This is a genomic window from Kitasatospora sp. NPDC097691 (genome assembly GCF_040302665.1).
Lineage (GTDB): Bacteria > Actinomycetota > Actinomycetes > Streptomycetales > Streptomycetaceae > Kitasatospora.
This window is the reverse complement of record NZ_JBEORY010000052.1, coordinates 22,132-47,758: the sequence shown is the minus strand read 5'-3', so window position 1 is coordinate 47,758 and position 25,627 is coordinate 22,132. Positions and strand designations below refer to the sequence as shown.

The following is a 25,627-nucleotide window of genomic DNA, read 5'->3' as shown; positions in this document are numbered from 1 at the left end:
CCCGGGGCATGCCTCGCCCGTCAGTCGCCCTGCCTCCGAAAGACCAGCGTGCCACACCTGCGGGTGGCCTCGACGCCCCCGGGTAGGTGCAGCGGCCCCTGGCCCCGCCATCCGGTGACCAGCAGGTCGATCGTCTCCAGGTGCCGGGCGAAGAGGTCCCCGGCCGGACACCCCGCGCGCAGGGCGGCCCGGCGCAGCACCCGGCGGCGCACGGCCGGCGGCAGTTCGGCCAGTTTGACGGCGTCCAGGGTGCCTTCGCCCGTACGGAGGTCGCGTTCGGCCAGGGAGGCCCACTGGTCGAGGGCGTCGGCGTCGTCGCGGAACAGCCGGGCGGTGCGGGCCAGCGCCTCGACCACGCCGCCGCCCAGGTGCTTCTCCAGCACCGGCAGCACCTCGTGGCGGACCCGGGAGCGGGTGTAGGCGGGATCACAGTTGTGCGGGTCGTCCCAGACCGGGATCGACTGGGCGGAGCAGGCCTGCCGGGTGGCGGCCCGGTCCAGCTCCAGCAGCGGGCGGCGGTAGCGACCCTTCTGGGCCGGCATCCCGGCCAGCGAACGGGCGCCCGAGCCGCGGGCCAGGCCCAGCAGCACGGTCTCGGCCTGGTCGTCCCGGGTGTGGCCGAGCAGCACCGCGACGGCGCCGTGACGCTCGGCGGCCCCGTCCAGGGCCGCGTAGCGGGCGTCCCGGGCGGCCGCCTCCGGGCCGCCGGCCCGGCCGACGCGCACCGGGATCGCCTCGACCGGGTCGAGGCCGAGCGAGCGCAGCCGCTCGGCCACCTGGTCGGCGCGCTCGGCGGAGCCGGGCTGCAGGCCGTGGTCGACGGTGACGGCGCCGACCCGCAGGCCGATCTTGGGGGCTTCGAAGGCGGCGGCGATGGCCAGCGCCATGGAGTCCGCGCCGCCGCTGACGGCGACCAGGACCAGCGGCGAGCCGGGCGCGGCCGGGGTGCGGGGCAGCCCGGACGGGTGGCGTGCGGCGTTGCCGATCAGCGTGGTGCCGACGGCGGCACCCACCAGCGGCGCCCCGGCCGGGCGCTCGCGGGGCTCGCGCACGGGCGCGGTGAAGGTGGTACCGACCTCGGCGGCGAGGTCGGTGAGCGTGCGGCGAACGGCCAGGCGTATCGCGGCGACGGCGGGGTGAGGGCCCACGGCGGACGACTCCTCGACGGAGGGGGACAGGACTGCGGCGGGCGGCGGGGACCGCACACTGCGTGCGCGCCCTGTTACCGGGCGCTCACAGATGGTGGCAGAAAGGAGCGACCCGCTACGCCACCCGCGCCACCGGTACGACCACCGTCCCACGTTCGGGTGAATGAAGAAACGCTTCTTCACTCGCCATCTGCACGATTGGACCACTCGTACGAGCGGGTTTGACCGCCGCGCGCCGCTTGCCGTCCGGCTCGCGGCGCGCCTGCGTCACGACGGGGCGCTCAGCGGGCCACCCGGGCCACCCAGGCGGCCGGGTCGTGGATCTCCTCCTTGGTCGGCAGGGTGTTCGGGGAGGTCCACACCCGGTTGAACCCCTCCATGCCGACCCGCTCCACCACCCCGCGCACGAACACCGCACCGTCCTGGTACTGACGCAGCTTGGCGTCCATGCCCAGCAGCCGGCGCAGCAGCAGGTCGAGCCGGTTCGCACCGCGGTCCCGGCGCTGCTGGAACTTCTCCCGGATCTCCGCCACCGTCGGCACCACGGCCGGGCCGACGCCGTCCATCACCACGTCCGCGTGGCCCTCCAGCAGCGACATCACGGCCGTCAGCCGGCCGAGGATCTCGCGCTGCGCGGGCGACTGGACGATCTCCATCAGGTTCGACGAGGAGGATCCCTCCCGGCCGCCGACACCCGGCAGCCCGCCGAGCGAACCCGCCGCGTCCCGCAGCCGGTCCAGCAGCGCACCCGGGTCGACGTCCGTCTCGGCGAGGAAGGACTGCACCTCGGACTGGATGTGGTCGCGCAGCCACGGCACCGCGGTGAACTGCGTCCGGTGCGTCTCCTCGTGCAGGCAGACCCAGAGCCGGAAGTCGGACGGGTCGACGTCCAGCTCCCGCTCGACGTGCACGATGTTCGGCGCCACCAGCAGCAGCCGACCCGGCCCGGGACCCTCCGGCCCCGTCCGCGGCTTGTCGAACAACGCCGCCGGGCTGTCCGGCGCCTCCAGCGAGGGCTCGGCCGGGGCGAAGGTCTCGTACTGGCCCAGCACCTTGGTCGCCAGGAACGCCAGCAGCGCCCCGACCTCGATGCCGGTCGCCTTCTCCCCCACGGTGCCGAACACCCCGGCCGTCGCGCTGTTCGCCCGGCGCGCCTGCAGCTTCTCCACCAGCGGCTGGACGACCGTACGGAAGCCCGCCACGTTGGCCCGCACCCACCCGGGGCGGTCCACCACCAGCACCGGCGTCGCCGCGGCCCGGGCCAGGCTCGACGACTGCATGCCGGTGAACGCCCGTACGTGCTCCTCCGCCTCCAGGGCGTGCCGGCGCAGCTCGGCGACCACCGCCGCCGCCTCCTCCCGGCTCACCTCCGGCCCCGGCCTCACCAGCCTGGTCGCAGTCGCGACCGCGAGGTTCCAGTCGACCATGTCAGCACCGCCACTCGCGCTCGTCATGCCCTCACCGTACGTGCTCGCCACCACCAACGGCAGCCACCCACCCGGAACACCTCGCCCCCGGCCCCCCTCGACGCGGCCTCCCGGTGACGGCACCGGCCCCGCCGGCACGCCAACTCCCCTACGGCCCGGGTGCCGTGACGCTCCGCGCCGGGCGGCCGGTGGGCGCGGTGGGGGCGCCCGACGCCGCACACGGGAGGGGTCGGCCTGGGGCTGATCGCCGCCCGCCCGGCAGGTGGTGGGCTGCCCGACGGCGCACCACCGCACAGCCGGCCCGGAGCGGGCGTGAGCGCGTAGTGGGCGGGGTGATCGTCGCGTCTTCGGGCCGTCGCCCTCGCGGGAGACCGCGACGGCCCGGGGGCCGGTGTCGGGCGTTGACGGCGGAAGCGGGGACGGGCGGGTCAGTGGCAGCCGCAGGCGGCGAGGCGGGCGGCGATGCGGTCCATCGCGGCGCGGGCGGTGTCGGCGGGGGCGGAGGTGCGGGTCATGACGGCGAAGGCGAGGAGGCGGCCGTCGGCATCGACGACGGTGCCGGCGAGGGTGTTGACGCCGCGGAGGGTGCCGGTCTTGGCGCGGATCAGGCCGGCCGCGTCGGCGGCGCCGGAGCCGGAGCCGTAGCGCTTGCCGAGGGTGCCGGTGAAGCCGGCGACCGGGAGGCCGGTGAGCACCGGGCGCAGGGCGGGGTGCTCCGCGGAGGCGGCCAGGGAGAGCAGCCGGACGAGGACGGCGGGCGGGATCGCGTTGCCCGTGTGCAGGCCGCTGCCGTCGTTGAGGACCACGTCGCCCATCGGCACGCCGAGCCGGGCGAGTTCCCGGGTGACGGCGGCGGCCGCCCCCTCGAAGCTCGCCGGCTGGTGGGCCGCGAGCGCGGCCTGACGCGCGATCGCCTCGGCCAGCTGGTTGTCGGAGGTGGTCAGCAGTCGCTCGACCAGCCGGTCGAGCGTGGGCGAGTCGACCCGGCCGAGGACGGGCGCGTCGGCGGCGGCCGGGGCCGCGGCGGGCTTGGCCCCGCCCTCCACCGTGATGCCCTGGGCCTTGAGCAGGGCGGCGAAGGCTTCGGCGGCCGCGGCGGCCGGGTTGGGGACGCGGTCCGGCGCGTCCTCGCGGCTCTTCGCGTCCACCTTGGCCTCGTCCACCATCAGCGGGACGACCAGGGCGATGTTCTGCCCGTCGTGGTTGTTGTGCTGCGCGCTGCCCGTGTACATCGACAGGTCGTAGTCCAGCTTGACCGTGGTGGTGCCGGCGGCGGCCAGGGCGGCGGCGGTCTGCCGGGCGAGGGCGTCCAGCGAGGCGGGGGCGGTGTCGGCGTCGACCGGCTGCCCGCCGATCTGCACCTGGTCGGCGGGCAGTGCGGTGAGCGTCGGGTCACCGCCGCCGACCAGGGTGATCGTGCCCGGGTCCGCGCCGCGGACCACCTTGGTGCTCAGCCGGGTGTCGCCGGGGAGCAGGGACAGGGCCGCGATCGAGGTGGCCAGCTTGGTGGTGGAGGCGGGGGTGGCGGGGGTGTTCTCACCCGATCCGTACAGGAGTTGGCCGGCGGCGGCGTCCGCGACGGCGAAGGTGACGTCACCGAGGTTCGGGTCGGCGACGGCGCCGGCGAGCGCCTGCCGGAGGCCCTGCGCGGTGGGGACGGCGGCCGCCGGACCGCCGTCGGCGGAGGCCAGGACGGCGCCCGGCGCCGGGGCCGGGCGTACGGCGGACGGGTCGCCGCCGGCGGCCGCGGGCGCGGAGGCCGCGGACGGCCCGGACCGGCGGACGGGTGTGGCACTCGGGCTGTCGCCCGGCCCCGGCTTGGCGCCGCCCTTCCCCTGGTCACCCTTCTTGCCGTCGTGGCCGTCCCGGCCGCCGTCGCGGTCGTCGTCCTCGCCGTGCCCGGTGCTGTGCCCGCCCGAGGGCGGTGAGGGCTGCGCGTACGCACCGCCCGAGGTCAGGACCGTTCCGGCGACCAGCAGGGCCGCTCCGAACAACCCCGCGGCCGTCCCCCTGCGGCGGCGAGCCGCCCCTCCCCCAGCGCCCACCGACCGGCCCCTTTCCCGAGCACCCACTCCCGTAGGAGACACTTGGATTCTGTCAGTCCCTACCTTGGAGGAACCGTTGGAGTTCGACGTCCTTATCGAAATCCCGAAGGGCTCTCGTAACAAGTACGAGGTCGACCACGAGACCGGCCGCCTGCGGCTCGACCGGATGCTCTTCACCTCGACCCGCTACCCGGCCGACTACGGCTACGTCGAGGGCACGCTCGGCGAGGACGGCGACCCGCTGGACGCCCTGGTCATCCTGGACGAGCCGACCTTCCCGGGCTGCCTCATCAAGTGCCGCGCCATCGGCATGTTCCACATGACCGACGAGGCCGGCGGCGACGACAAGCTGCTCTGCGTCCCGGCGACCGACCCGCGCTGGGAGCACCTGCGCGACATCCACCACGTGTCGGAGTTCGACCGCCTGGAGATCCAGCACTTCTTCGAGGTCTACAAGGACCTGGAGCCCGGCAAGTCCGTCGAGGGTGCCAACTGGGTCGGCCGCGCCGAGGCCGAGGCCGAGGTCACCGCTTCGATCAAGCGCCTGGCGGAGCAGGGCGGCCACTGAGCCGTCGTTCCGATCTCGATCGATCAGGACCGTTCGAGGCAGGTCGGGACAGCCTGGGGCCGGGGTTTCGCGGATTCGTCCGCGGGCCCCGGCCTCTGTCGTGTCCGGGGCCGGGCCCGTCCGGTCCGGGCCGTTCCGTTTCGTGGGGCGGTGGGCGGGCCGGCTTGCCAGACTGGTTGCCGACAGACTGTCGGCATGATGCAAAGTTAGGTTAGGCTAACCAAAATTGTCGGGGCCGGATCCGACCCGGCCGCATCCGATCCCTGGAGGCCGCATGCGCGCGCCCGAGCCCGTCCCGTTCTCCACCGTGCTCCGCACCGCCAGCAGCGAGGAGCACGAGGCCGCCGAACACTCCTCGTTCATGAGCCACCTGCTGCACGGGCGCCTCGGGATCGAGGCGTACGCCGACCTCACCGGCCAGCTCTGGCACGTCTACCGGGCGCTGGAGGGCCGGACCGGGCAACTCGCGGAGCACCCGCTGGCCGGCCCCTTCATCGACGGCGCGCTGCTGCGCACCACTGCCATCGAGCGCGACCTGGCGCACCTGCGCGGGCCCGACTGGCGGGACGGACTGGCGCCGATGCCGGCCACCGCCGCGTACGTCGCGCGCGTGGAGGAGCTGGCCGCCGAGTGGCCGGCCGGGTACATCGCGCACCACTACACCCGCTACCTGGGCGATCTGTCGGGCGGCCAGATCATCCGGGGCGTGGCGGAGCGGACCTGGGGCTTCGCGCGCAAGGGCGACGGCGTGCGGTTCTACGTCTTCGAGGAGGTCGACAACCCGGCCGCCTTCAAGCGCGCGTACCGGGCCAAGCTGGACGCGGCCGGGGCGGCGATGGACGAGGTCGAGCGGCGCCGGGTGGTCGAGGAGTGCAAGCGGGCCTTCGTGCTCAACGGGGCGGTCTTCCGCGACCTGGACTCGCGCTACCCGCTGAGCGCGTAGGCGCTGCCTTCCGGCGGCCCCGGAGACGGGCCGGCCCCGGGGAGCGGCTGCTCGCCGGGGCCTCCTGTCGATGCCGCCTCAGGGCGCCGCGACACCACGACGGTTGCGCACCGGCCGCGGCGCGGCTGAAACGGGTCAGTCCTCCAGCCGGAAGCCGACCTTGATGCAGACCTGGTAGTGCTTGATCCGGCCGTCCTCCAGATGCCCCCGGACCTGCGCAACCTCGAACCAGTCGAGGTTGCGCAGGGTCCGGGCGGCCCGCTCCACCCCGTTGCGGATCGCCGCGTCGATGCTCTCGGTCGAGGACCCGACGATCTCGGTCACCCGGTACACGTGGTCGGTCATGGCGGACTCCCTCAGCTGTGCGACGGTCCCCCGGTCCACCGTGCACCGCCCCCGCGCCGCCCGCACCCCGACGGGCCGCCACCGCCCCGGGCACGGGGGCCGAGGGGCTCCGGAGCGGGCCCAGGGGAGGCCGGGCCCGAGGGAGACCGGGCCCAGGGGAGGCCGGGGCCTAGAAGGCCGCCCGTACCTGTCCGACCGGCGCGCCGCCGCCGAAGAGCGGGGCCGCGCCGATCCGCTCGACGGTCTCGTCCGCCCCGGTCACCCCGAGCCGGCGCAGCGCGGCCGCCAGCACCGGGCCGCGGGCGCGCTCGCCGCCGTCGTCGATCTTGAAGGCCAGTGCCCGCCCGTCCGGCAGCGCCACCACCTGGACGGCCTCGGCGCCCATCTTGGACAGCGCGCCCGGGATCGCCCGCATCAGCCAGGTGTCGGCCCGGCGGGTGCCCGCCACGTACTCGGGGTGGGCACGCATCGCGTCGGCCACCCGGCGCGGCGCGGTCGCCGTGGCGGCCAGCACCAGGCCGCGGTAGCCGCGGGCCAGGCCGGTCAGCGTGACGGCCAGCAGCGGGGCGCCGCAGCCGTCCACCCCGGCGTGCGCGGGGGTCTCGCCGGTGCCCTCCTCCAGGGCCTCGCGGGCCAGCAGCTGGATCGGGTGGGCCGGGTCGAGGTAGCTCCCGGTGTCCCAGCCGTTGGCCACGCAGGCGGCCAGCCAGCCGGCGTGCTTGCCCGAGCAGTCCATCAGGATCGGGGCCCGGCGACCGCCTGCGGCGAGGTGCAGCTCCGCCTCGGTCTCGTCCAGCGGCAGGTCGGCCGGGGTCCGCAGGGCCGACTCGTCCAGTCCGGCGGAGCCGAGGATGGCCCGCACGCCGGCAAGGTGAAACGATTCTGCAGAGTGACTGGAGGCCGCCAGCGCCAGCAGCTCGGCGTCGATCGTCAGCCCGGCCCGCAGGGTGGCCACCGCCTGGAACGGCTTGGCGGTCGACCGCGGGAAGACCGGTGCGTCCGGGTCGCCCAGCGCGAACTCGACCGAGCCGTCGGCGGCGAGCAGCACCAGGGAACCGTGGTGGTGGCCCTCGACGAAGCCCGATCGTATGACCTCGGCGAGAACGGGCGCGGTGGCGAGCTGGGACATGGGGGTTGAGCCTTCCGGGGCGATGGTGAGCCGGGAGCGAGCCGGGCCCCACCCGCCCGCAGCGACTCACCCGGTCAGAGCGGCCCCCCTGCGAGCAGGTCGTCGACCCGTGCTTCCCCATCACGGTACCTGCGGGTGATCTCGGCATTGCAACCGTCGGCCGTGCGCAGCAGCCGCTGGCGCCGTCCGGACACCTCCCGCTCGTGCGCGCGCAGCCGCTCCAGGGCGGCCAGCAGCTCCTCGACCGGGTGCGCCGCCAGGTCGGCCAGCTGGACGTCGCCCATGAGCGCGTCCGCCTCCAGCCGGGACTCCCGGGTGCGCGGCGGGCCGAGGGTGACGTGCCGGGCCGAGCGCCGCACCGTGGAGGGCGCGTCGGTCAGGATGGCCGGCAGCCGGTCCAGCAGGTCGCCGGGGGCCGGATCGGGGCCGGGCGCACCGGCCGCCCGGACCGGGCCGACGCCGGGGCGCCGGTCGAGCTCGGCGCGCAGGATGTCCATCCGCCCGTGCAGCAGCCGCCGCAGGTAGGACAGATCGGCCTCCTGCTCCAGGGTCTCCCGGCGCAGGACCCGCAGCTGGTCCAGGCCCAACCCCTCCAGATCGGGCCCGTCCTCCGCGCCCGCCACCGGACCGCACGGGCCCCCGGGAGCCGGTGCCACCTGCCCGGACCGGTCCCACGCCGCGCTGCTCGCGTCCATCACCCAACCCACCTGCCGTCGTCCGATCCCGCCCGCTCGCGGCAACCCCGTCCTGCCGCCGATCCGGCCCGTCCCCCGACGGGCTCGGCGTTCCGTCCGTCGGCACGCCCGGGAGCCCCCGGAGGTTCCGCTCCCCGGCCGCGACCACCCGTCGGGGCGACACCACCAGAACGCCTGACCTACCGACCCGACCGCCCGGCCGAACCCGGGCCCGACGCGGCGGACCTCCAGGCGCCCCGGACCCTTCGTACGGTCCACCAGCGTGCCACCCCACCCGGCGCGCGCGCACCGCCCGTGCACCCGAACGGCCCCCTGGCGAACGGGGGTGGCTGATATGACCGGCCCTTTCCGCAGGAAGAGCGGCGCCCGGGCCGGCGCAGGCGCTCACCTCACGGCGTGCACAACCATGGCGCACGCCCCTCGTCTGCGCCCTGGGATGACCCCTGTGACGCACGTGGGGGACGCGACGCGACGGACGGAGGGCGCGCGGGCGCCGAGGCGCGGAGACGGGGACGGGAGGCCGAGCGGACCGCCCCCGCAGCGCACGTGGGGGCGCGGGACGGCGAGCGGAGCGCGGGACGGTGAGCGGGAGCCGTACCCGCCGTCCCGGCCGGGCCCGTCGTCCACCGCCGGGAGCGGCCGGGTGCCGCGCCGGGGGCCCTCCGGCGGCCGCAGCGGGCTCCGGCACAATGGCGGCATGCGAGCAGTGGTGCAGCGAGTGACCGAGGCCCGGGTGACCGTGGCCGGTGAGACCGTCGGCGCGATCGAGGGGCCCGGGCTCTGCGTCCTGGTCGGCGTCACCCACGACGACACCCCCGCCAAGGCCGCCCAACTGGCCCGCAAGCTCTGGACGCTGCGGCTGCTGCCCGCCGACGAGGAGGGCGTGGAGCAGAGTTGCTCCGACCTCGGCGCCCCGCTGCTGGTGATCAGCCAGTTCACGCTCTACGGCGACGCCCGCAAGGGCCGGCGCCCCACCTGGAACGCCGCCGCCCCCGGCCCGGTCGCCGAGCCGCTGGTGGACGAGGTGGTCGGCGCGCTGCGGGCGCTGGGCGCCAAGGTGGAGACGGGCCGGTTCGGCGCCGACATGCAGGTGGCGCTGGTGAACGACGGCCCGTTCACCGTCCTCGTCGAGGTCTGAGGTCCGAGGCGCCGGGGGTACCTGGGATCCGGGGGTACCGGGGGTCCGGGGGTCCCGGGCCGGAGCCCCCGGCACGGGTCCCCTCAGCCCCGGCTACTGCGGGACGATCACGTCCTGGGTGCCCGGCACCGTCCCGGCCAGCAGCACCGCGTCCACCGGGACGTTCCGCTTGACGATCGCCAGCGCGATCGGCCCCAGCTCGTGGTGGCGGGCCGAGGAGGTCACGAAGCCCAGCGACCGCCCGTCCGGGTCGGTGGCCAGCCGGACCTCGGTGCCGTGCGGGGGCAGCGACTCCTCGGTGCCGTCCAGGTGCAGGAAGACCAGTCGGCGCGGCGGCCGGCCGAGGTTGTGCACCCGGGCGACGGTCTCCTGGCCGCGGTAGCAGCCCTTCTGCAGGTGGACGGCGGTGCGCAGCCAGTCCACCTCGTGCGGGATGGTCCGGTGGTCGGTCTCGAAGCCGAGCCGGGGCCGGTGGCCCTCGATGCGCAGCGCCTCGTACGCCCAGATCCCGGCCGCCGGACCGTACCCGGCGGTGAGCTTCTCCAGGTCGGCGCGCGGCACGAACAGGTCGCGCCCGTACGGGAGTTCGCGGACGGCTGCGGCGCCGTCGACGGAGGTGGTGGAGCCGGCCGGCAGGTGGACCACCGCGTACTCGGCGGTCGCGTCGGCGACCTCCACCCGGTAGAAGAACTTCATGCTCTCCAGGTAGGCGACCAGCGCGCCCTGGGTGCCCGGCTCGACGTGCGCCCAGGTTGTGGTGCCGTCGTCCACCAGGTAGAGCGCGTGCTCGACGTGCCCGTTCGGGGAGAGCACCAGCGCCTCGGCGGCCTGCTGCGGGGGCAGCTCGCTGACGTGCTGGGTGAGCAGCAGGTGCAGCCAGGTGAGGCGGTCGGCACCGGTGACCGTGACGACCCCGCGGTGCGAGAGGTCGACGAAGCCGGTGCCCTGCGAGAGGTGGCGTTGCTCGCGGAAGATGTCGCCGTAGTGGGCGGCGACGCCCTCGTCGGCCCCCTCGGCGGGGACGGCTCCGGGCAGGGCAAGCAGCGGACTCTTCACACCGGTCATACCGGCCAGCTTACGACCGGCCGTCGGCGAGCTTGGCGGTGCAGTCGGCGCAGCGGCCGAAGATGGCGAAATGCTTGAGGTCGGTGTCGAAGCCGTGCTGCGCGCGCAGGCTGTCGATCAGCGGCTGGGCGATCTCGGTGCCGGTCTCGGTGACCTTCTCGCAGTCCCGGCAGACCAGGTGCAGGTGGTGGTGGCGGCCGGCCAGGTGGTAGGTCGGGGCACCGTGGCCGAGGTGGGCGTGCGAGACCAGGCCCAGCTCCTCCAGCAGCTCCAGGGTCCGGTAGACGGTGGAGATGTTGATGCCGCTGGCGGTCCGCCGGACGTGGCAGAGGATGTCGTCGGGGGTGGCGTGGTCGAGGGCGTCGACGGCCTCCAGCACGAGCTGCCGCTGCGGGGTGAGGCGGTAACCGCGCTCGCGCAGGTCGGTCTTCCAGTCGCCGGAGAGCTGCCAGTCGGTGGTGCCGGTGTCCGCCACGGTGCTGTCCCTGCCAAGGAAAGATGGAAAGTAGGGGGTCCTGATGCAAGTGTAGGGACCGGCCCGGGGCCGGTCCCTACACTTGCACGGACTGCGTTGCCGCCGGAGCCGTGCCTACTTGAAGAAGGCGATGCCGTCGTCCGGCAGGTCGTTGATGTCCTTGATCAGCTGAGCCGGGCTGAGCACCTTCTTCAGCTGCGCGGACATGTACGGGCGCAGCGGCACGTTCGGGGCGGCCTTCTCGCCGACCCAGAGCAGCTCGCCGTTGACGAAGCCGTACAGGCGCTTGCCGCCCGAGTACTCCGGCGAGCCCTCGATCCGGGCCACCGCGTCGGTGGAGACGTCGACCTGGGGCTTGCCGTCGGCCAGCTCGCCGTACCAGATCTCGACCGTGCCGTCGTCACGGACGGAGGAGATCTCGATCCCCCGGGCGCCGCTGGTGCCGTCGTGGTTGCTCGTGATGCGCCAGAACGCGTGCTCGTTCTCCAGCGGGCGGACCTTCTCGCCCTCGTTGTCCAGCACCCAGGTGCGGGAGCGGAACTCCAGGAAGGGCCGGCCGTCGTGGCGGATCACGATCTCCTGGCCGAAGTTGCACTTCTCCGCGCCCGGGCCCCCTTCGCCGGGCAGCGGGGCGTAGACGCCCGCGCCCTCCCAGGTGCCGAGGAGGAAGGCGAGCGGCACGACGTCCTTGTGGAGGTCAGAGGGGATCTCGATCATGTTCCTGGTCGCTGTCGTCGTCGGTGTGGGGCTGCCTCAACCGTACGGCAGGCTCAGCGCTGACCCTGGTACAGCTTCATCACCGAGAAGATGGCGAACCAGGTGATCAGCACGGCCATGAGGGCCAGCAGACCGTCGAAGAACATTTCCAGACCGGACACGGGGGGCTCCCAGGCGGCGACAGTGTGGTGGATTTTGCTCCGCTCACTCTATCCGTCGGACTCCGGCCGGTCGCGGTGAGCCCCACCACGTCGCCGTTCGCGCCGGGGTTACCACGCCGCTCAAGCTTTCCCCACGGGTTCCCGGGATGACGGCCGGCGGGGGTGGCGGGACCTCTAAGGTGGCGCCATGTCGAAGAAACTGGTCATCAAGGTCACCGCAGGGGCGGACGCGCCGGAGCGGTGCTCGCAGGCGTTCACGGTGGCGGCGGTGGCCGTCGCCAGCGGGATCGACGTCTCGCTCTGGCTGACCGGGGAGTCCTCCTGGTTCGCGCTGCCGGGCCGCGCCGCGGAGTTCGAACTGCCGCACGCGGCGCCGCTGCCGGACCTGCTGGAGTCGATCCTGGCGGTCGGTTCGGTGACCCTCTGCACCCAGTGCGCGGCCCGGCGCGGGATCGAGCAGAAGGACACCGTCAAGGGTGTCCGGATCGCGGGCGCGCAGGTCTTCGTCAGCGAGATCATGGCGGACGGTGTCCAGGCGCTCGTCTACTGAGCGTTCCCGCACCCGGGGTCACGGACGCTGTTCGTGGTCGGGGCGGTCCCGGTCGTGGCCGGGTTCGTCCCACTTCGGGTCGTCCCAGCGCGGGTCGTTCCACCAGTCGTCGTCCGGGTCGCGCTTGTTGGCGAACACCGCGGCGGCCGGCGGGATCACCATCGCGACCAGGCACATGCCGATCGCCGCGCCGACCGAGAAGAACCGCACCACGCCCCAGGCCATGACGAACAGGCCCAGGCACACGCCCATCATGGCGAAGTAGTAGCGACGCCGCCGTCTTGCCTGCACCCCTCCACGGTACGGCCGAGGGCCCCTGCTCGGCAGGGGCCCTCGGGGTGTCGTCCGTACTCCGGTCGACGCGCTCGCTCCGGTCGACCGGAGCGGGCGGTCAGACCGCGATCGCGACCTCGACGGCGGTGCCCTGGGAGGCCACCACCTGACGGTCCACGGTCTGGCCCGGCACCAGCGCGCGCAGGGTCCACTTGCCCGGACGGGCGAAGAACCGGAACTGGCCGGTCGCCGAGGTGGGCACCTCGGCCGTGAACTCGTTGTTCTCGTCCAGCAGCCGGACGTAGCCGTTGACCGGCTCACCGTCGCGGGTCACCGAACCCTGGATGATCGTCTCGTTCGCCACGTCAACTCCTGCCAGGTCCGGGCCGCCGGCCTTCGCACCGCACATGTCTGTCTTCCCTTCTGACTTACGGGTCGAGCCGGGGGCTCAGTTGTTGCCGAGCTCGATCGGCACGCCGACCAGGCTGCCGTACTCGGTCCACGAACCGTCGTAGTTCTTGACGTTCTCCTGGCCGAGCAGCTCGTGCAGCACGAACCAGGTGAGCGCCGAGCGCTCGCCGATGCGGCAGTAGGCGATGGTGTCCTTCGCCAGGTCGATGCCCTCGGCCTCGTACAGCGCCTTGAGCTCGTCGTCGCTCTTGAAGGTGCCGTCGTCGTTGGCGTTCTTGGCCCACGGGATGTTGCGGGCGCTCGGCACGTGGCCGGGGCGCTGCGACTGCTCCTGCGGGAGGTGGGCCGGGGCCAGCAGCTTGCCGGAGAACTCGTCGGGCGAGCGGACGTCGACCAGGTTGAGGTTGCCGATGGCGGCGATCACGTCGTCGCGGAAGGCGCGGATCGACGAGTCGGCGGCCTGCGCCGTGTACTCGGTCGCGGGGCGGGCCGGCACCTCGGAGACCAGGTCGCGGGAGTCCAGCTCCCACTTCTTGCGGCCGCCGTCCAGCAGGCGGACGTCGCCGTGGCCGTACAGCTTGAAGTACCAGTAGGCGTACGAGGCGAACCAGTTGTTGTTGCCGCCGTACAGGACGACGGTGTCGTCGTTGGCGATCCCCTTGGCGCTGAGCAGCGCCTCGAAGCCGGCCTGGTCGATGAAGTCGCGGCGGACCGGGTCCTGGAGGTCCTTCTTCCAGTCGATCCGGACGGCGTTGCGGATGTGGTTCTTGTCGTACGCGGAGGTGTCCTCGTCGACCTCGACGATGACGACCTTCGGGTCGTCCAGGCGGGCCTGGACCCAGTCGGCGTCGACCAGGACGTCGCTGCGGCTCATGGTGGTGTTCTCCATCCGAGGGCGGTTGGCGGAAGGTGCTGCTCAGGAGGTGCTGCAGGGGTACCCGGGCGGATGCGGTCCGAATCGATGTCCGAATACTGGGACAGGACGGGTGGGCCGGTGCGGCCGGGCAGGAGACTGCGGAGTACATCGGCGCCGGCCCGCGAGTACGGCCGGGTACGGTCACCGGAGAGATCGGCGGCGGGCGTCAACTGCCCTGCCGGGATGCCGAGTCAGCGCATTCGACACAGACAGGCGGCCACGCGGCACAGGTCTACCGCCCGCCGCTTCGTGAGGTCCGTCTGTCGCTTCATGCCGACGATGCTAGGGACACCGACGGCCCGCTGTCATCAGCGTATCGAATAATGAGACCAAAACAGCCGCATTGCGAGATTTGGCCTCTTCCCGGTCGGTCCGCCCCGGCCGGGCCGCCCCTCGGTGGCGCACAACGGGCGGAAACGACACCGCTCCGCGGTCCGCGCTGGACAGCGCGTCTCGCGGAGCGGAACGCTTCGGCAATCCGACGGGTCGGCCCGGGACGGTGGGCGGGCGCGGCCGGTGCGGGCGGTCGCGGGCGGGCGCGGGCCGCCGGAGGGCCACTCGGGCCGGTGCGGCAGGGGCTCAGCCGAGGAGCTTGACGCCCTTGCCGTCGAAGGTCAGCTGGAGGCCCTCCGGCAGCGGCATCACGCCGTCCTTGTCCCCATCCTTGGCGGCCAGCTTCAGCCCGGCCGGCAGCGTGTCCAGGGTGAAGCTCATCGGTTCGATCTGCTGGTTGGTGATCCCGGCGAACATCCCCGCCAGGGAGCTCAGCCGGAAGCCGTCCACCGTGACGGTGTTCCCGTCGTTGTGCACGGTGCCCTCGCCGATCGCGAACGGCCCCAGCGAGGCCTTGACCTTGCCCGGCCCGCCGTACGACAGGCTCAGCCGGGTACTGCTGCCCACCGGCAGTTTGGTGCCGTGCAGCAGCTGGGAGGCCGGGGGCAGCAGCTGCGCGAGGTCCGGGTACGAGATCACCCCGCTGCCGGTGCCGCTGTCCACCGTGGCGCTGTTCATGCTGTCGCTCACCTTGACGCCGGCGAGCTTGGCCTTGAACGAGTGCAGCGCGACCTGGTGGCTGCCGTCGCCGACGGTCAGGCCGTCGGCGGAGATCCGGACGTCGTCCAGCTTCATCGACAGCACCTGGGTGAGGAACGGGAAGCCGTCGATCGAGACGTCCGGCCGCTGGCTCATCCGCCCGCTCTTCACGATCCGGTCGGCGGCCTCGTCCTCGGCCACGCCGACCGCGATCCGGTCGGCGCCCACCAGGAGGCCGGAGAGCACCACCAGGCCGATCGTGGCCTTCAGCCATCCGCGCATCGTGTCCCCCGTCGTCGCCGGTCGCTGTGGGTCGTTCGCTGTGGGTCGTTCGGTGTTGTCCGCTGTCGGTCGTTCGCTGTCGTTCGCCGTTCCGTGGCGGCCGCCGAACGCGCCCGCTCCCGCACGACGGTACGACGTCCCGCCCCGGAGCATGGTTCCGGGGCGGGACGTCGACGGGAAGGGGCGCCTCGGCGCGAGGAGCGTCAGGCCAACAGGTCGGTGGCGATCCAGATCAGCGGTGCGGCCACCGCCAGCGGCAGCGCCACGCCCGCCGTCATGTGCACGAAGCGGGACGGGAAGTCGTACGCCGCGACCCGGCGGCCGACCAGCGCCCCCAGCCCGGCGAGCGCACCGAGCGCCACCGGCGCACCCACCAGCAGGCCCAGCGCCACGGCCGCGACCAGGCCCAGGACCGGGCCCAGCTGCTTCGGGCCGGGCAGCGGCGCCGCCGCCAGCAGGGTGGCCAGCGCGACCGCGCCCACCCCGGCCGGCACCCAGTCGGCCAGCAGCAGCATGGTGCACAGCGCCGTCACCACGGTGGCCGAACCCAGCACGGTCAGCGCGTAGAACCGCTCCTTCGGGTCCGACGGGCGGAACGTCTGCAGCACCAGGACCAGCAGGAAGAACCCTCCCAGGGTGCCCACCACCGCCGCCACGCCACCGTCGGAGTCCGCCAGCAGCACCGCCGCGTCCGCGGTGAACCCGGACAGCGCGGCGAGCAGGATGCCCTGCCGGGCCGGCCACATACCGTTCAGCCGGAACCAGCCGGCCGCCGTCAGCAGCTGCAGCAGCGCGACCACCAGGGCCAGCGCCACCTGCCCGAGCGCGGCGCCGCCGGCCAGCAGTGCGGCCGCGCCGGCGGTGATCAGGGCCGGCTGCAGACCCGGGTCGATGATCGGCGAACCGGTCCGGCGGACGGGGCCCGCGGGCGGCACGGGCTGCGCCGGAACGGCCGCGAACGGCGGCGGGACGGGGGCACCCACCGGGCCGGCCTGGCCTGCCGGACCCACCGGGCCGGGGGCAGGCGGTCGCTTGAGCGTCATGGTCGGCGGGTCGAAGGCCTCCGCCGACTGCTGCGCGGCGGGGGGCTGCGGCGCCGGGGCCGCGTGCCGGGCCCGGGCCCGGGCCGGCTGCTGCTGCTGCTGCTGCTGCTGAGCGTGCGGGGGCTGCGGCTGCTGCTGCGCGTGCTGCGGGGCCGGGGGCTGGTACTGCGGAACCGGAGCCTGGTGCCGCCCAGGAGTCTGCCCCGGGTGGAGCGGCGGCCCGGCGGGCGGCGCGGCCGGCATCGCGCCGGAGGCCGTCACCGGCGGCAGCAGCGTGGTGGCCGCGGCGTCGTCCATCGGCGGCACGGGCGGCAGCAGCGTCGTCGCCGCGGCGTCGTCCATCGCGGGAACGGGCGGCAACAGGCTGGTCGCGGCCGCGTCGTCGAACGCCGGCACGGGCGGCAGGATCGTGGTCGCGGTGGCGTCGTCCACCGGGTAGCCGTACGGCGACTGCTGCGCGTGCTGCGGCTGCCCGTGCTGCGCCTGCGGCGGGAAGGGCTGCTGCCCGTGCTGCGGGTACCCCTGGGGAGCCTGGGGGTGCCGGGGCTGCTGCGGCCACTCGCCGTAGGGGCCGCGGTTCGGGTCGTTCATGTCGGTCACGCCGCTCACCCTCCCGCGAACGGCGGGAGGACCTCGACCGTCCCGCCCTCGGTCAGGGCGACGGTCGCGTGGTCCCGGCCGCCCACCTGGGCACCGTCGACCAGGTACGAACTGTGCCCGAACAGCCGGACGAGCTTCGGCTTGTCGGCGTGCCGCTCCTTGGCCGCCGCCAGCGCCTCCGCCAGGGTCGCCGCCTCGTACGGCTCCTCGGCCAGCCCGGCCTCGGACTTCGCAGCCGCCCAGTAGCGGATCGTCCCGCGCACCCGGGCGCCGCTCGCGGGCTCGGTGGTAGCGCCCATCGGGCCACCCCTTCTCGTCGTCCTCGCCCGGCCCCGGTGCCCCGGTCCGGCTCGCCACCGGGGCGGCCGCCCGACCACCCGAACGATGGACCCGCGCTGCGCCGCCGATGTGCGTCCCATGATGGCGTGTCCGTCGCCACGAGCGGCAATCGCCCTGGCCCCGCCGGTGGGGAGCGGCGCTCGAAGCTGTGTCCAGGCTCACCCGGCGCACGCCCGAAAAGCGTGAACCGCCGGATTCGAACACTCCCGGCGCGGCGGGAGGTCGGCTATCCTCGACCACCAAGAGGGATCCGGGCAGAGTCGCCCCCGGGTCCTTTTGTGCTTTCAGGACGCCAGTACGGACGTTCTTGCGATTCGTCGGCCCACCCCCGGCGCAGCGCGGGAACCGCCCCGTCCGTCGCGGCACAACGACGTGCCGCGCTCGGCCGGGACGTCGCCACCGGGCACCGGGCCGCCGCCCGGGACCGGAATCAGACCGGAGGGTTCACGGTGATGGACAGGGCAGGAACGGTACGCCAGGGGTTGCGGGACCCCCGGCGGATCCGCCACTCCTCTCCGTCCTTCGCCCTGCGCGCCGTCCGCTCCCCCGGTACGCCCCAGGCGCCCGTCCTCCTCTCCTCCCCCTCAGCACGTGCGCCATCCGGCTGTGGCGGCAGCCGTAACGCGACCGCGACGACCCGGAAAGGGGACCACCGGGTATGAGTTCTCTCCTCCTCCTCACCAACGCACTGCAACCGTCGGCCGAGGTACTGCCCGCCCTCGGCTTGCTGCTGCACAACGTCCGGGTGGCCCCCGCCGAGGGCTCGGCCCTGGTGGACACCCCCAGCGCGGACGTCATCCTGGTCGACGGCCGGCGTGACCTGCCGCAGATCCGCAGCCTGTGCCAGCTGCTGCGCTCCACCGGCATCGGCTGCCCGCTGATCCTGGTGGTCACCGAGGGCGGCCTGGCCGCCGTCACCGCCGAATGGGGCATCGACGACGTCCTTCTGGACACCGCCGGCCCGGCCGAGGTCGAGGCCCGGCTGCGGCTGGCCCTCGGCCGCCTCCAGGTCGTCACCGACGACAGCCCGATGGAGATCCGCAACGGCGACCTCTCGGTCGACGAGGCCACCTACTCCGCGAAGCTCAAGGGCCGGGCGCTCGACCTCACCTTCAAGGAGTTCGAGCTGCTCAAGTACCTCGCCCAGCACCCCGGCCGGGTCTTCACCCGGGCCCAGCTGCTGCAGGAGGTCTGGGGCTACGACTACTTCGGCGGCACCCGGACGGTGGACGTCCACGTCCGTCGTCTGCGCGCCAAGCTCGGCGTGGAGCACGAGCAGCTGATCGGCACCGTACGCAACGTCGGCTACCGCTTCGTCGTCCCGGAGAAGCCCGAGAAGGGCGAGCGCCCGGAGCCGGCCCAGCGGCCCGCCGCCTCCCTGGAGACGTGACCGGCGAGCCGGGCGGGCCGTCACCCGCCCGGCTTGTCCGGTTCATCCCGGAGCCGCCCGCCGTCCACCGGCGGCGTCCCCAGGTCCCACTGCCGCCCCGGTGACCACACGCGTAGACTCCACTCGTGGCCAAAGTGACGCGCGACGATGTAGCCCGACTGGCTGGTACCTCGACCGCGGTCGTCAGCTACGTCATCAACAACGGACCGCGCCCGGTCGCGCCCGCGACCCGGGAGAAGGTCCTCGCGGCGATCGAGCAGCTCGGCTACCGGCCGAACAGCGTCGCCCAGGCGATGGCCTCCCGCCGGACCAACCTGATCGGCATGGTCGTCCCGGACGCCCGCCAGCCCTTCTTCGCCGAGATGGCGCACGCCGTGGAACGCGCCGCCTCCGAGCGCGGCAAGCTCGTGCTGATCGGCAACTCCGACTACGTGGACGACCGCGAGGTCCACTACGTCCGCGCCTTCCTGGGCATGCGCGTATCCGGCCTGATCCTGGTCAGCCAGGGCCCCTCCCAGCGCGCCGCGGAGGAGTTCGCCGCGATGGAGGGCGCCAAGGTGGTGCTGCTGCACCGCCGCCCCGAGGCGATCGACGACGTCGCGGTGGTCACCGACGACGTGGGCGGCGCCGAGGCCGTCGTCCGCCACCTGCTGGAAGTGCACGGACACCCGTACGTCGCCTGCTTCGGCGGCCCGGTCGAGTCCCCCGCCCCCGGCGACCCGGTCATCGACCACGTCGAGGGCTGGCAGCGCGCCATGGACGCGCACGGCGTCCCCACCGAGCCGCACCTGATCGACGCGCCCTTCCACCGCTACGGCGCCTACGAGGTCGCCCTCTCCGTGCTGAGCTCGCCGGACCGGCCGCGGGCGATCTTCTGCTCCACCGACGACCAGGCCATCGGCGTGCTGCGGGCCGCCCGCGAGGTCGGCCTGCGCGTCCCGGAGGACCTCGCGGTGGCCGGCTTCGACGACGTGCCGGAGGCCGCGCTCGCCGACCCGCCGCTGACCACCGTCGCCTCCGACCGCGACGCGATGGCCCGGGCCGCCGTGGACCTGGTGCTGGACGACTCGCTGATGGTGCCCGGCTCGGACACCGAGCGGGTCCGCAAGTTCCCCTCCCGCCTGGTCATCCGCCGCTCCTGCGGCTGCGACGGAGCCGCGCCCGGCCGGGGCACCGTCGCGCAGTAGCAGGCGGAGCGGAGCGGCAGGTAGCACGCGGACCTGAGCGGCAGGCCGGTCCCGAATGGAACCGGAGTCGCCCATTCCGCTCCACAGGCCACCTGACCAGGCTTTATGAGAATCCAACGGGCTTCTCTCCCCGTTCTGAGTCGGTTCTCATCCAGTCCTCATCCACCAGGCGGAGCTTGGTCGGCATGAGCGAACAGCAGCAGCACCCCGACGACCGGTACCGCGACCAGTACGGCCCGTACGAGCCCCGGGTGATCGAGGGCACCGTGCTCGGCAGCAGCACCACGGGCAGCAGCGGCACCACGGGAAGCGCCGGCTCCACGGGCAGCACCCACCCGGCCGGGTACGCGTACCGCGAGGACCACTCCGGCGGCAGCTTCGACGGACCGCCGCCTCCCCCGCCCATCCCGCCCGAGCCGCCGACCATCCTCGGCCCCGGCTCCCCCGACGGCCCCGACGGCCCCGGCCGCCGCGGCAACCGGGCCCGGCGCGGCATGCTGCGCGGCCGACTCGCCCTGGTGACCGCCGTCGCCGCGGTCGCCGCCGTCCTCGGCGGGGTCACCGGCGGGGTGGTCGCCGCCGACCGGCAGTCCGCCGACACCCGGGTCGCCACCGTCGCCAGCCCGGTCTCCGCCCGCAGCGACGGCAGCGCCGACGTGCCGGCCATCGCCGCCGCCGTCTCGCCCAGCGTCGTCCAGATCACCGTGAAGAGCGGCAACGGCACCGCCACCGGCACCGGCGTCGTCCTGGACAAGGACGGCCGGATCCTCACCAACTACCACGTGATCGACACCGCCGGTGCGGGCGGCCGGATCACCGTGACCTTCAAGGACGGCTCCACCGCCCAGGCCACCGTCACCGGCACCGACAAGGCCATCGACGTCGCCGTCATCACCGCCACCGGCGCCGGCAACCTCACCCCCGCCGTCCTCGGCGACTCCTCCACCGTGGCCGTCGGCGACCCGGTCGTCGCCATCGGCAACCCCGACGGCCTCACCGGCACCGTCACCTCCGGCATCATCAGCGCCGAGAACCGCGACGTCACCGTCCAGCTCGACGAAGGCAGCACCAGCACCAACGGCGGCTTCGGCCTCCCCTTCCTGCCCGGCACCCGCGGCACCGCCCCGCAGTCCAACGGCAGCAGCACCACCTACAAGGCCTTCCAGACCGACGCCGCCCTCAACCCCGGCAACTCCGGCGGCCCGCTGATCAACGCCAACGGCCAGGTCATCGCCATCAACTCGGCGATGTACGCACCCAGCGGCAACAGCTCCGCCGGCAGCAGCTCGGCCGGCAGCGTCGGCCTCGGCTTCGCCATCCCGATGAACGACATCAAGCAGGTCCTGCCGAAGCTCGAAGCCGGCCAGAACCTGTAAGCCACAATCCCCACGACGGACAATTGGCCCCAGCAGGCCCCTCCACCCGACGAGAAAGGGCACCCGCCCATGACCCCGTCCGCCGACGACCGCACCCCCGCCGAGCCCGGCCACCCCTCCGCCCGGCTCCTCGTGGTCGACGACGAACCCGCCCTCCGGGACGCCCTGGAGAGCAGCCTCGCCTTCGAGGGCTACGAGGTCTCCACCGCCACCGACGGCTACGAAGCCCTGGAATCCGTCGAACGCGACCGGCCCGACCTCGTCCTGCTGGACATCATGATGCCCCGGATGGACGGCCTCACCGCCGTCCGCCGGATGCGCTCGCGCGGCGACACCGTCCCGGTGCTGATGCTCACCGCCCGCGACGCCGTCGGCGACCGCGTCACCGGCCTCGACGTCGGCGCCGACGACTACCTCGCCAAACCCTTCGAACTCGACGAACTCCTCGCCCGCGTCCGCGCCCTGCTGCGCCGCAACGCCCTCGCCGCCGAGGCCGCCGCTCGCGCCGCCGCCGAGGACGAGAGCGAGGTGCTCGCCTTCGCCGACCTGCGGATGAACACCGCCACCCGCGAGGTCACCCGGGCCGGCAAGCCGATCGAACTCACCCGCACCGAGTTCATGCTGCTGGAGATGTTCCTCTCCCACCCCCGCCAGGTCCTCACCCGCGAGCAGATCCTCAAGGCGGTCTGGGGCTTCGACTTCGAGCCCTCTTCCAACTCCCTGGACGTGTACGTGATGTACCTGCGCCGCAAGACCGAGCAGGGCGGCATGCCCCGCCTGATCCAGACCGTACGCGGCGTCGGCTACGCCCTGCGCGCGGCCGCCGGCGTCGGCGCGTGAGCGAGCACGCCGAGCGGGGCGTGCGGAGCGGCACCGTGCCGCCCCCGCCCCTGGCCCCGCCCCGCACCCCCGGCCGCCGGCGGCGCCTGGTCCACTGGCTCCGCTCCCGCTCGCTGCGCAGCCGCCTCACCTTCCTGAGCGCGGCGGCGGTGGCGGTGGCCATCGCCCTGTCGGCGCTGGCGTGCTGGTTCATCGTGGAGAAGCAGCTCTACAACCAGGTCCGGGCGGATCTGGCCAGCGCGCCGCTGCCCATGCCTCCCCGGGGAGCCGGTCTCGTCTGCTACAGCACCCCGGAACAGGCACTGGATCACCAACCCGTCGGCAGTCTCCAGGAGATCAGCGGAGCGGCCCCCCGGGACACCCAGTTCCTCGCGGAGGGGAAAGGGGTCTGCCTGCCCCCTGGCGCGACCAAGGCGATCGCCACCGAGCCGGGGGACTCCGCCGTGTTCCGCCTCAAACCCGGCCAGTCGATCATCCGGGAGGGCCGGTTCACCAATGGGGATCCCGCACTGGTCCGGCTCACCAACGACCCCAGGTACCTGGTGCCGGTCGTCGTCATGGTGGCCACCCCCACCCAGTCCGTCGAGGAGTCCCTCCAGGGCCTCGCCATCCTCCTCGGCTCCGTCTCCGTCGGCGGCATCCTCCTCGCCGCCGTAGCCGGCCGGCTGGTCGCCAGGTCCGCCCTCAAGCCGGTCGACCAGCTCACCGACGCCGTCGAGCACATCGCCCGGACCGAGGAGGTCGGCACCACCATCCCCGTCCACGGGCACGACGAGATCGCGCGGCTCTCCACCTCGTTCAACTCCATGAGCACCTCGCTCGCCAACTCCCGCGAGCGGCAGACCCGGCTGATCGCCGACGCCGGCCACGAGCTCCGGACGCCGCTCACCTCCCTGCGCACCAACGTCGACCTGCTGATCCGCAGCAACGACACCGGCCGCCCGCTGCCCCCGGCGACCAAGACCAAGCTGCTCGGCAACATGAAGGCGCAGATGCAGGAACTCACCGTCCTGATCGGCGACCTGCTGCAGCTCTCCCGCCCCGACTCCCCCAAGGCGGGCCCGAACCTCGCCGTCGTCGCCCTGCACGAGATCGCCGGGCGGGCCGTGGAGCGGGCGAAGCTGCGCGGCCCGGGGCTGGTCTTCGAGACCGGCACCGAGCCCTGGTACGTGCACGGCGACGCGGCCGGGCTGGAGCGGGCCGTGATCAACCTGCTGGACAACGCGGTCAAGTACAGCCCGCCCGGTGGGACCATCGAAGTCCGGCTCCAGCAGGGCGTGTTGACCGTCCGGGACCACGGCCCCGGCATCCCGCCGGACGAGCTCCAGTACGTCTTCGACCGGTTCTGGCGTTCGCCGTCCTCGCGGCAGCTTCCGGGCTCAGGTCTCGGGCTGTCGATCGTCGCGCAGAGCGTCCGGGAGGCGGGCGGCGAGGTCACCCTCGGCCCGGCCTCGGACGGCGGTCCGGGCGCGCTGGCCACCGTCCGGCTGCCCGGCGGTCACGGCCCGGAATAGGAGCCGGCGGAACAGGAGCGCCCCGCACAGGCGCGCCCGGGAACACGGAAAGGGGCGGGTGGGGCGCCCCGACAGCGCCCCACCCGCCCCTCAGGGCCGGCTCACGGTCAGTCGATGTCGCTGCCCGGGCCGATGACCTTGATCCGGTCCTGCGCCGGGGCCTGCAGCGGCGCGCTCGCCGAGCTGTGGCTGCCCAGGTAGGCCGTGAAGAGGTCCAGGTCGGAGGCGCCGACGAGCTTGTCGGTGCCGGCCGCGAAGGCCGGGAAGCCGTCGCCGCCGCCGGCCAGGAACTCGTTGGCCGCGACGCGGTACTTGGCGGCCGGGTCGATCGCCGCGCCGTTCAGCCGGATCGAGTCCACGAGCACCCGGTCCGCGCCGGTCTTGCGCATGTCCAGGGTGTAGTGCAGGTTCGACGACACCTGGAGGACCTTCGGCGCGGCGTCGTTGGAGCCGCTCACCTGCTGCTGGAGCAGCTGGACCAGCTGTGCCCCGGTCAGCGTCTTGACCTGCATCATGTTGGTGAACGGCTGGACGGTGAACGCCTCGCCGTAGGTCACCACGCCGTCGCCCTCGCTGCCCGAGGCCTTGTAGACCAGGTCGGAGCGGATGCCGCCCGGGTTCATGAAGGCGACCTGAGCGCCACCCTTGTCCGCGGGGGCCAGCCCGGCGAGCTGCGCGTCGGCGATCACGTCACCGAGCGGCTTCTCCAGGTCGCTGCTGCCGCGGCCGTTGACGTCCGAAGCGATGTAGCCGATCGGACGGTTGGCGATCGGGGCGGCCAGCTTCTGGTAGTGGTCGACCAGCGCCGTCATGTCGGGCGCCTTCTCGACCGTGCGGCGCACCACGTGGTTCTCGGCCTTCACCGAGGGGCGCACGATCTCGCCGGTGGTCTTGTCCAGCTTCATGTCGATCTGGGTGAAGAGCCGGCCGAAGGAGGCGGCACTGGTCACCGAGCGCGGAACGCCGTTGGGGTCGGGGATGGTGCAGGCGTACGCGTTGTGGGTGTGGCCGGTGACGATGGCGCCGACCGCCGGGTCGATCTTCTTCGCGATGTCGACGATCGGGCCGGAGATGCCCTGCCCGGCCGCGCCGCAGTCGTAGTTGTAGACCGCGCTGGCCGGGTAGCCGCCCTCGTGGATCAGCGCGACGATCGAGTTGACGCCCTTGGCCTTGAGCTCGGCGGCGTACTTGTTGATCGTGGTGACCTCGTTGGCGAACTTCAGCCCCTTGACGCCCTCGGCGGTCACGATGTTCGGCGTGCCCTCCAGGGTGACGCCGATGAAGCCGACCTTCACGCCCTGGGACTTGGTGATCCAGTACGGGGCCAGCAGCGGCTTGCCGGTCTTCTCGTCGGTGACGTTCGCCGACAGGTAGTTGAAGTTGGCGCCCTTGAAGGTGCGGCCGGGCTCGTAGCAGCCGTCGGTCGGGTGGCAGCCGCCCTCCTGCATGCGCAGCAGCTCCTGCGCGCCCTCGTCGAACTCGTGGTTGCCCACGGAGGTGACGTCCAGGCCGAGCTTGTCCATCGCCTCGATGGTCGGCTCGTCGTGGAAGAGGGCCGAGGTGAGCGGGCTGGCACCGACGATGTCGCCGGCCGCGACGGTGATCGAGTCGTCGGCCGGGATCCGGGCCTTGCGCAGCTCGGTGGCCAGGTACTCGATGCCGCCGGCCGGGGTCGCGACCTCCTTGCCGGTGGCCGGGTCGATCTCCTTGATCGTGCCGGACGAGCCGGCCGGGGGCTCCAGGTTGCCGTGGAAGTCGTTGATCGCCAGCAGCTGGAGGTTGACGGTCTTGTGACGCTTGGCGTTGGCGTCGGCGGCCTGGGCGGCCGTCGGCACGAGCACCGTGCCGAGCAGACCTGCGGCGGCGACTACGGCGAGCGCCGTCCGTCGGGATCTGACGGTGAGCATGAGAGGGGTCCCCTGCACCTCGGAGGAGCACCGGCTGTGGGACAGCATCGGCGTCTGGGCATGTGTTGCGCGTGTGAAGCCTAGGGTCAACGCGCGTAGCTGTCAGGACGT

General features: G+C 73.5%; 26 protein-coding genes. 9 read left to right on the top strand and 17 right to left on the bottom strand.

From position 1 onward, the window contains the following. Window positions 1-20: 20 nt before the first annotated feature. The 3 genes from tilS to dacB form a co-directional block, all read right to left on the bottom strand. Window positions 21-1,148 carry a tRNA lysidine(34) synthetase TilS gene (gene tilS / locus ABTY56_RS28935; RefSeq protein WP_350632175.1) on the bottom strand — a complete coding sequence of 376 codons (1,128 nt, stop codon included), beginning with the start codon at window positions 1,146-1,148 and terminating at the stop codon, window positions 21-23. A 281-nt stretch (window positions 1,149-1,429) separates the two neighbouring features. Then, on the bottom strand, window positions 1,430-2,602 hold the full coding sequence (locus ABTY56_RS28930; RefSeq protein WP_350632173.1) for an Rv3626c family coenzyme F420 biosynthesis-associated protein: 1,173 nt from the start codon (window positions 2,600-2,602) through the stop codon (window positions 1,430-1,432). 401 nt (window positions 2,603-3,003) lie between these two features. After that, complete coding sequence (dacB, locus tag ABTY56_RS28925; protein ID WP_350632172.1) at window positions 3,004-4,569, bottom strand: D-alanyl-D-alanine carboxypeptidase/D-alanyl-D-alanine endopeptidase; 1,566 nt, start codon at window positions 4,567-4,569, stop codon at window positions 3,004-3,006. A gap of 127 nt (window positions 4,570-4,696) precedes the next feature. On the opposite strand from dacB, the gene ABTY56_RS28920 reads away from it, so the two are divergent. Continuing rightward, window positions 4,697-5,188, top strand: a complete 492-nt coding sequence (locus ABTY56_RS28920; RefSeq protein WP_030059594.1) for an inorganic diphosphatase — start codon at window positions 4,697-4,699, stop codon at window positions 5,186-5,188. 274 nt (window positions 5,189-5,462) lie between these two features. Further along, window positions 5,463-6,131, top strand: coding sequence for a biliverdin-producing heme oxygenase (locus ABTY56_RS28915; RefSeq protein ID WP_350632170.1), 669 nt, complete (start codon window positions 5,463-5,465; stop codon window positions 6,129-6,131). 135 nt (window positions 6,132-6,266) lie between these two features. Here the strand turns inward: ABTY56_RS28915 and ABTY56_RS28910 are convergent, their stop codons facing one another. The 3 genes from ABTY56_RS28910 to ABTY56_RS28900 form a co-directional block, all read right to left on the bottom strand. Continuing rightward, complete coding sequence (locus ABTY56_RS28910; RefSeq protein WP_350632168.1) at window positions 6,267-6,476, bottom strand: dodecin; 210 nt, start codon at window positions 6,474-6,476, stop codon at window positions 6,267-6,269. A gap of 169 nt (window positions 6,477-6,645) precedes the next feature. Then, on the bottom strand, window positions 6,646-7,605 hold the full coding sequence (locus tag ABTY56_RS28905; RefSeq protein ID WP_350632167.1) for an asparaginase: 960 nt from the start codon (window positions 7,603-7,605) through the stop codon (window positions 6,646-6,648). Window positions 7,606-7,679: 74 nt separating this feature from the next. Further along, window positions 7,680-8,300, bottom strand: a complete 621-nt coding sequence (locus tag ABTY56_RS28900) for an RsiG family protein (protein ID WP_350632165.1) — start codon at window positions 8,298-8,300, stop codon at window positions 7,680-7,682. A 697-nt stretch (window positions 8,301-8,997) separates the two neighbouring features. Here ABTY56_RS28900 and dtd point away from each other — a divergent pair. Continuing rightward, window positions 8,998-9,438: a D-aminoacyl-tRNA deacylase gene (gene dtd / locus ABTY56_RS28895; RefSeq protein WP_350525684.1), complete on the top strand. Its 441-nt coding sequence runs from the start codon at window positions 8,998-9,000 to the stop codon at window positions 9,436-9,438. Between the two features lie 93 nt (window positions 9,439-9,531). Here the strand turns inward: dtd and ygfZ are convergent, their stop codons facing one another. The 3 genes from ygfZ to ABTY56_RS28880 all read right to left on the bottom strand — a co-directional run bounded on the left by ygfZ (window position 9,532) and on the right by ABTY56_RS28880 (window position 11,695). Beyond that, window positions 9,532-10,494, bottom strand: a complete 963-nt coding sequence (gene ygfZ / locus ABTY56_RS28890; protein WP_350632202.1) for a CAF17-like 4Fe-4S cluster assembly/insertion protein YgfZ — start codon at window positions 10,492-10,494, stop codon at window positions 9,532-9,534. Window positions 10,495-10,513: 19 nt separating this feature from the next. Beyond that, complete coding sequence (locus ABTY56_RS28885) at window positions 10,514-10,978, bottom strand: Fur family transcriptional regulator (protein ID WP_350632163.1); 465 nt, start codon at window positions 10,976-10,978, stop codon at window positions 10,514-10,516. A 114-nt stretch (window positions 10,979-11,092) separates the two neighbouring features. Next, on the bottom strand, window positions 11,093-11,695 hold the full coding sequence (locus ABTY56_RS28880) for a heme-binding beta-barrel domain-containing protein (RefSeq protein ID WP_350632162.1): 603 nt from the start codon (window positions 11,693-11,695) through the stop codon (window positions 11,093-11,095). A 348-nt stretch (window positions 11,696-12,043) separates the two neighbouring features. On the opposite strand from ABTY56_RS28880, the gene ABTY56_RS28875 reads away from it, so the two are divergent. Further along, a complete protein-coding gene (locus ABTY56_RS28875) occupies window positions 12,044-12,406 on the top strand; it encodes a DsrE family protein (protein ID WP_350632160.1) in 363 nt (120 codons plus the stop codon). An 18-nt stretch (window positions 12,407-12,424) separates the two neighbouring features. On the opposite strand, the gene ABTY56_RS28870 is transcribed toward ABTY56_RS28875, so the two are convergent. The 7 genes from ABTY56_RS28870 to ABTY56_RS28840 form a co-directional block, all read right to left on the bottom strand. Continuing rightward, window positions 12,425-12,697 (bottom strand): DUF3099 domain-containing protein, encoded by a 273-nt coding sequence (locus ABTY56_RS28870; RefSeq protein ID WP_350632158.1) that lies wholly within the window; start codon window positions 12,695-12,697, stop codon window positions 12,425-12,427. Between the two features lie 100 nt (window positions 12,698-12,797). Further along, complete coding sequence (locus ABTY56_RS28865; RefSeq protein ID WP_030288989.1) at window positions 12,798-13,088, bottom strand: DUF1416 domain-containing protein; 291 nt, start codon at window positions 13,086-13,088, stop codon at window positions 12,798-12,800. Window positions 13,089-13,127: 39 nt separating this feature from the next. Next, a complete protein-coding gene (locus ABTY56_RS28860; RefSeq protein ID WP_350632157.1) occupies window positions 13,128-13,964 on the bottom strand; it encodes a sulfurtransferase in 837 nt (278 codons plus the stop codon). A 233-nt stretch (window positions 13,965-14,197) separates the two neighbouring features. Then, complete coding sequence (locus ABTY56_RS28855) at window positions 14,198-14,278, bottom strand: Ms5788A family Cys-rich leader peptide (RefSeq protein ID WP_350517234.1); 81 nt, start codon at window positions 14,276-14,278, stop codon at window positions 14,198-14,200. Between the two features lie 307 nt (window positions 14,279-14,585). After that, window positions 14,586-15,320 (bottom strand): LmeA family phospholipid-binding protein, encoded by a 735-nt coding sequence (locus ABTY56_RS28850; RefSeq protein ID WP_350632155.1) that lies wholly within the window; start codon window positions 15,318-15,320, stop codon window positions 14,586-14,588. Window positions 15,321-15,523: 203 nt separating this feature from the next. Next, window positions 15,524-16,963, bottom strand: coding sequence for a hypothetical protein (locus tag ABTY56_RS28845; RefSeq protein ID WP_350632154.1), 1,440 nt, complete (start codon window positions 16,961-16,963; stop codon window positions 15,524-15,526). A gap of 5 nt (window positions 16,964-16,968) precedes the next feature. Further along, window positions 16,969-17,262 carry a MoaD/ThiS family protein gene (locus ABTY56_RS28840; RefSeq protein WP_350525692.1) on the bottom strand — a complete coding sequence of 98 codons (294 nt, stop codon included), beginning with the start codon at window positions 17,260-17,262 and terminating at the stop codon, window positions 16,969-16,971. A 698-nt stretch (window positions 17,263-17,960) separates the two neighbouring features. Here ABTY56_RS28840 and ABTY56_RS28835 point away from each other — a divergent pair. The 5 genes from ABTY56_RS28835 to ABTY56_RS28815 all read left to right on the top strand — a co-directional run bounded on the left by ABTY56_RS28835 (window position 17,961) and on the right by ABTY56_RS28815 (window position 23,609). After that, complete coding sequence (locus ABTY56_RS28835; RefSeq protein WP_350632152.1) at window positions 17,961-18,692, top strand: response regulator transcription factor; 732 nt, start codon at window positions 17,961-17,963, stop codon at window positions 18,690-18,692. A gap of 125 nt (window positions 18,693-18,817) precedes the next feature. Further along, window positions 18,818-19,879, top strand: a complete 1,062-nt coding sequence (locus ABTY56_RS28830) for a LacI family DNA-binding transcriptional regulator (protein WP_350632151.1) — start codon at window positions 18,818-18,820, stop codon at window positions 19,877-19,879. A gap of 185 nt (window positions 19,880-20,064) precedes the next feature. Then, a complete protein-coding gene (locus tag ABTY56_RS28825; RefSeq protein WP_350632149.1) occupies window positions 20,065-21,255 on the top strand; it encodes a S1C family serine protease in 1,191 nt (396 codons plus the stop codon). A 69-nt stretch (window positions 21,256-21,324) separates the two neighbouring features. After that, entirely contained in the window at window positions 21,325-22,095 is a 771-nt protein-coding gene (locus ABTY56_RS28820; protein WP_350632147.1) for a response regulator transcription factor, read from the top strand. Next, window positions 22,092-23,609 carry a sensor histidine kinase gene (locus ABTY56_RS28815; protein WP_350632145.1) on the top strand — a complete coding sequence of 506 codons (1,518 nt, stop codon included), beginning with the start codon at window positions 22,092-22,094 and terminating at the stop codon, window positions 23,607-23,609. Before ABTY56_RS28820 ends, ABTY56_RS28815 begins: the two co-directional genes overlap by 4 nt. 107 nt (window positions 23,610-23,716) lie before the next feature. Here the strand turns inward: ABTY56_RS28815 and ABTY56_RS28810 are convergent, their stop codons facing one another. Next, complete coding sequence (locus ABTY56_RS28810) at window positions 23,717-25,516, bottom strand: bifunctional metallophosphatase/5'-nucleotidase (protein WP_350632144.1); 1,800 nt, start codon at window positions 25,514-25,516, stop codon at window positions 23,717-23,719. Window positions 25,517-25,627 lie beyond the last annotated feature (111 nt).

Coding starts and splice junctions, on each gene's coding strand:
- ABTY56_RS28875 (WP_350632160.1), top strand. CDS start 12,044: ATGTCGAAGAAACTGGTCATCAAGGTCACCGCAGGGGCGGACGCGCCG.
- ABTY56_RS28905 (WP_350632167.1), bottom strand. CDS start 7,605: ATGTCCCAGCTCGCCACCGCGCCCGTTCTCGCCGAGGTCATACGATCG.
- ABTY56_RS28880 (WP_350632162.1), bottom strand. CDS start 11,695: ATGATCGAGATCCCCTCTGACCTCCACAAGGACGTCGTGCCGCTCGCC.
- ABTY56_RS28840 (WP_350525692.1), bottom strand. CDS start 17,262: ATGGGCGCTACCACCGAGCCCGCGAGCGGCGCCCGGGTGCGCGGGACG.
- ABTY56_RS28865 (WP_030288989.1), bottom strand. CDS start 13,088: ATGTGCGGTGCGAAGGCCGGCGGCCCGGACCTGGCAGGAGTTGACGTG.
- ABTY56_RS28810 (WP_350632144.1), bottom strand. CDS start 25,516: ATGCTCACCGTCAGATCCCGACGGACGGCGCTCGCCGTAGTCGCCGCC.
- ABTY56_RS28855 (WP_350517234.1), bottom strand. CDS start 14,278: ATGAAGCGACAGACGGACCTCACGAAGCGGCGGGCGGTAGACCTGTGC.
- ABTY56_RS28850 (WP_350632155.1), bottom strand. CDS start 15,320: ATGCGCGGATGGCTGAAGGCCACGATCGGCCTGGTGGTGCTCTCCGGC.
- ABTY56_RS28930 (WP_350632173.1), bottom strand. CDS start 2,602: ATGACGAGCGCGAGTGGCGGTGCTGACATGGTCGACTGGAACCTCGCG.
- ABTY56_RS28835 (WP_350632152.1), top strand. CDS start 17,961: ATGAGTTCTCTCCTCCTCCTCACCAACGCACTGCAACCGTCGGCCGAG.
- ABTY56_RS28825 (WP_350632149.1), top strand. CDS start 20,065: ATGAGCGAACAGCAGCAGCACCCCGACGACCGGTACCGCGACCAGTAC.
- ABTY56_RS28860 (WP_350632157.1), bottom strand. CDS start 13,964: ATGAGCCGCAGCGACGTCCTGGTCGACGCCGACTGGGTCCAGGCCCGC.
- ABTY56_RS28915 (WP_350632170.1), top strand. CDS start 5,463: ATGCGCGCGCCCGAGCCCGTCCCGTTCTCCACCGTGCTCCGCACCGCC.
- ABTY56_RS28900 (WP_350632165.1), bottom strand. CDS start 8,300: ATGGACGCGAGCAGCGCGGCGTGGGACCGGTCCGGGCAGGTGGCACCG.
- ABTY56_RS28820 (WP_350632147.1), top strand. CDS start 21,325: ATGACCCCGTCCGCCGACGACCGCACCCCCGCCGAGCCCGGCCACCCC.
- ABTY56_RS28910 (WP_350632168.1), bottom strand. CDS start 6,476: ATGACCGACCACGTGTACCGGGTGACCGAGATCGTCGGGTCCTCGACC.
- dtd (WP_350525684.1), top strand. CDS start 8,998: ATGCGAGCAGTGGTGCAGCGAGTGACCGAGGCCCGGGTGACCGTGGCC.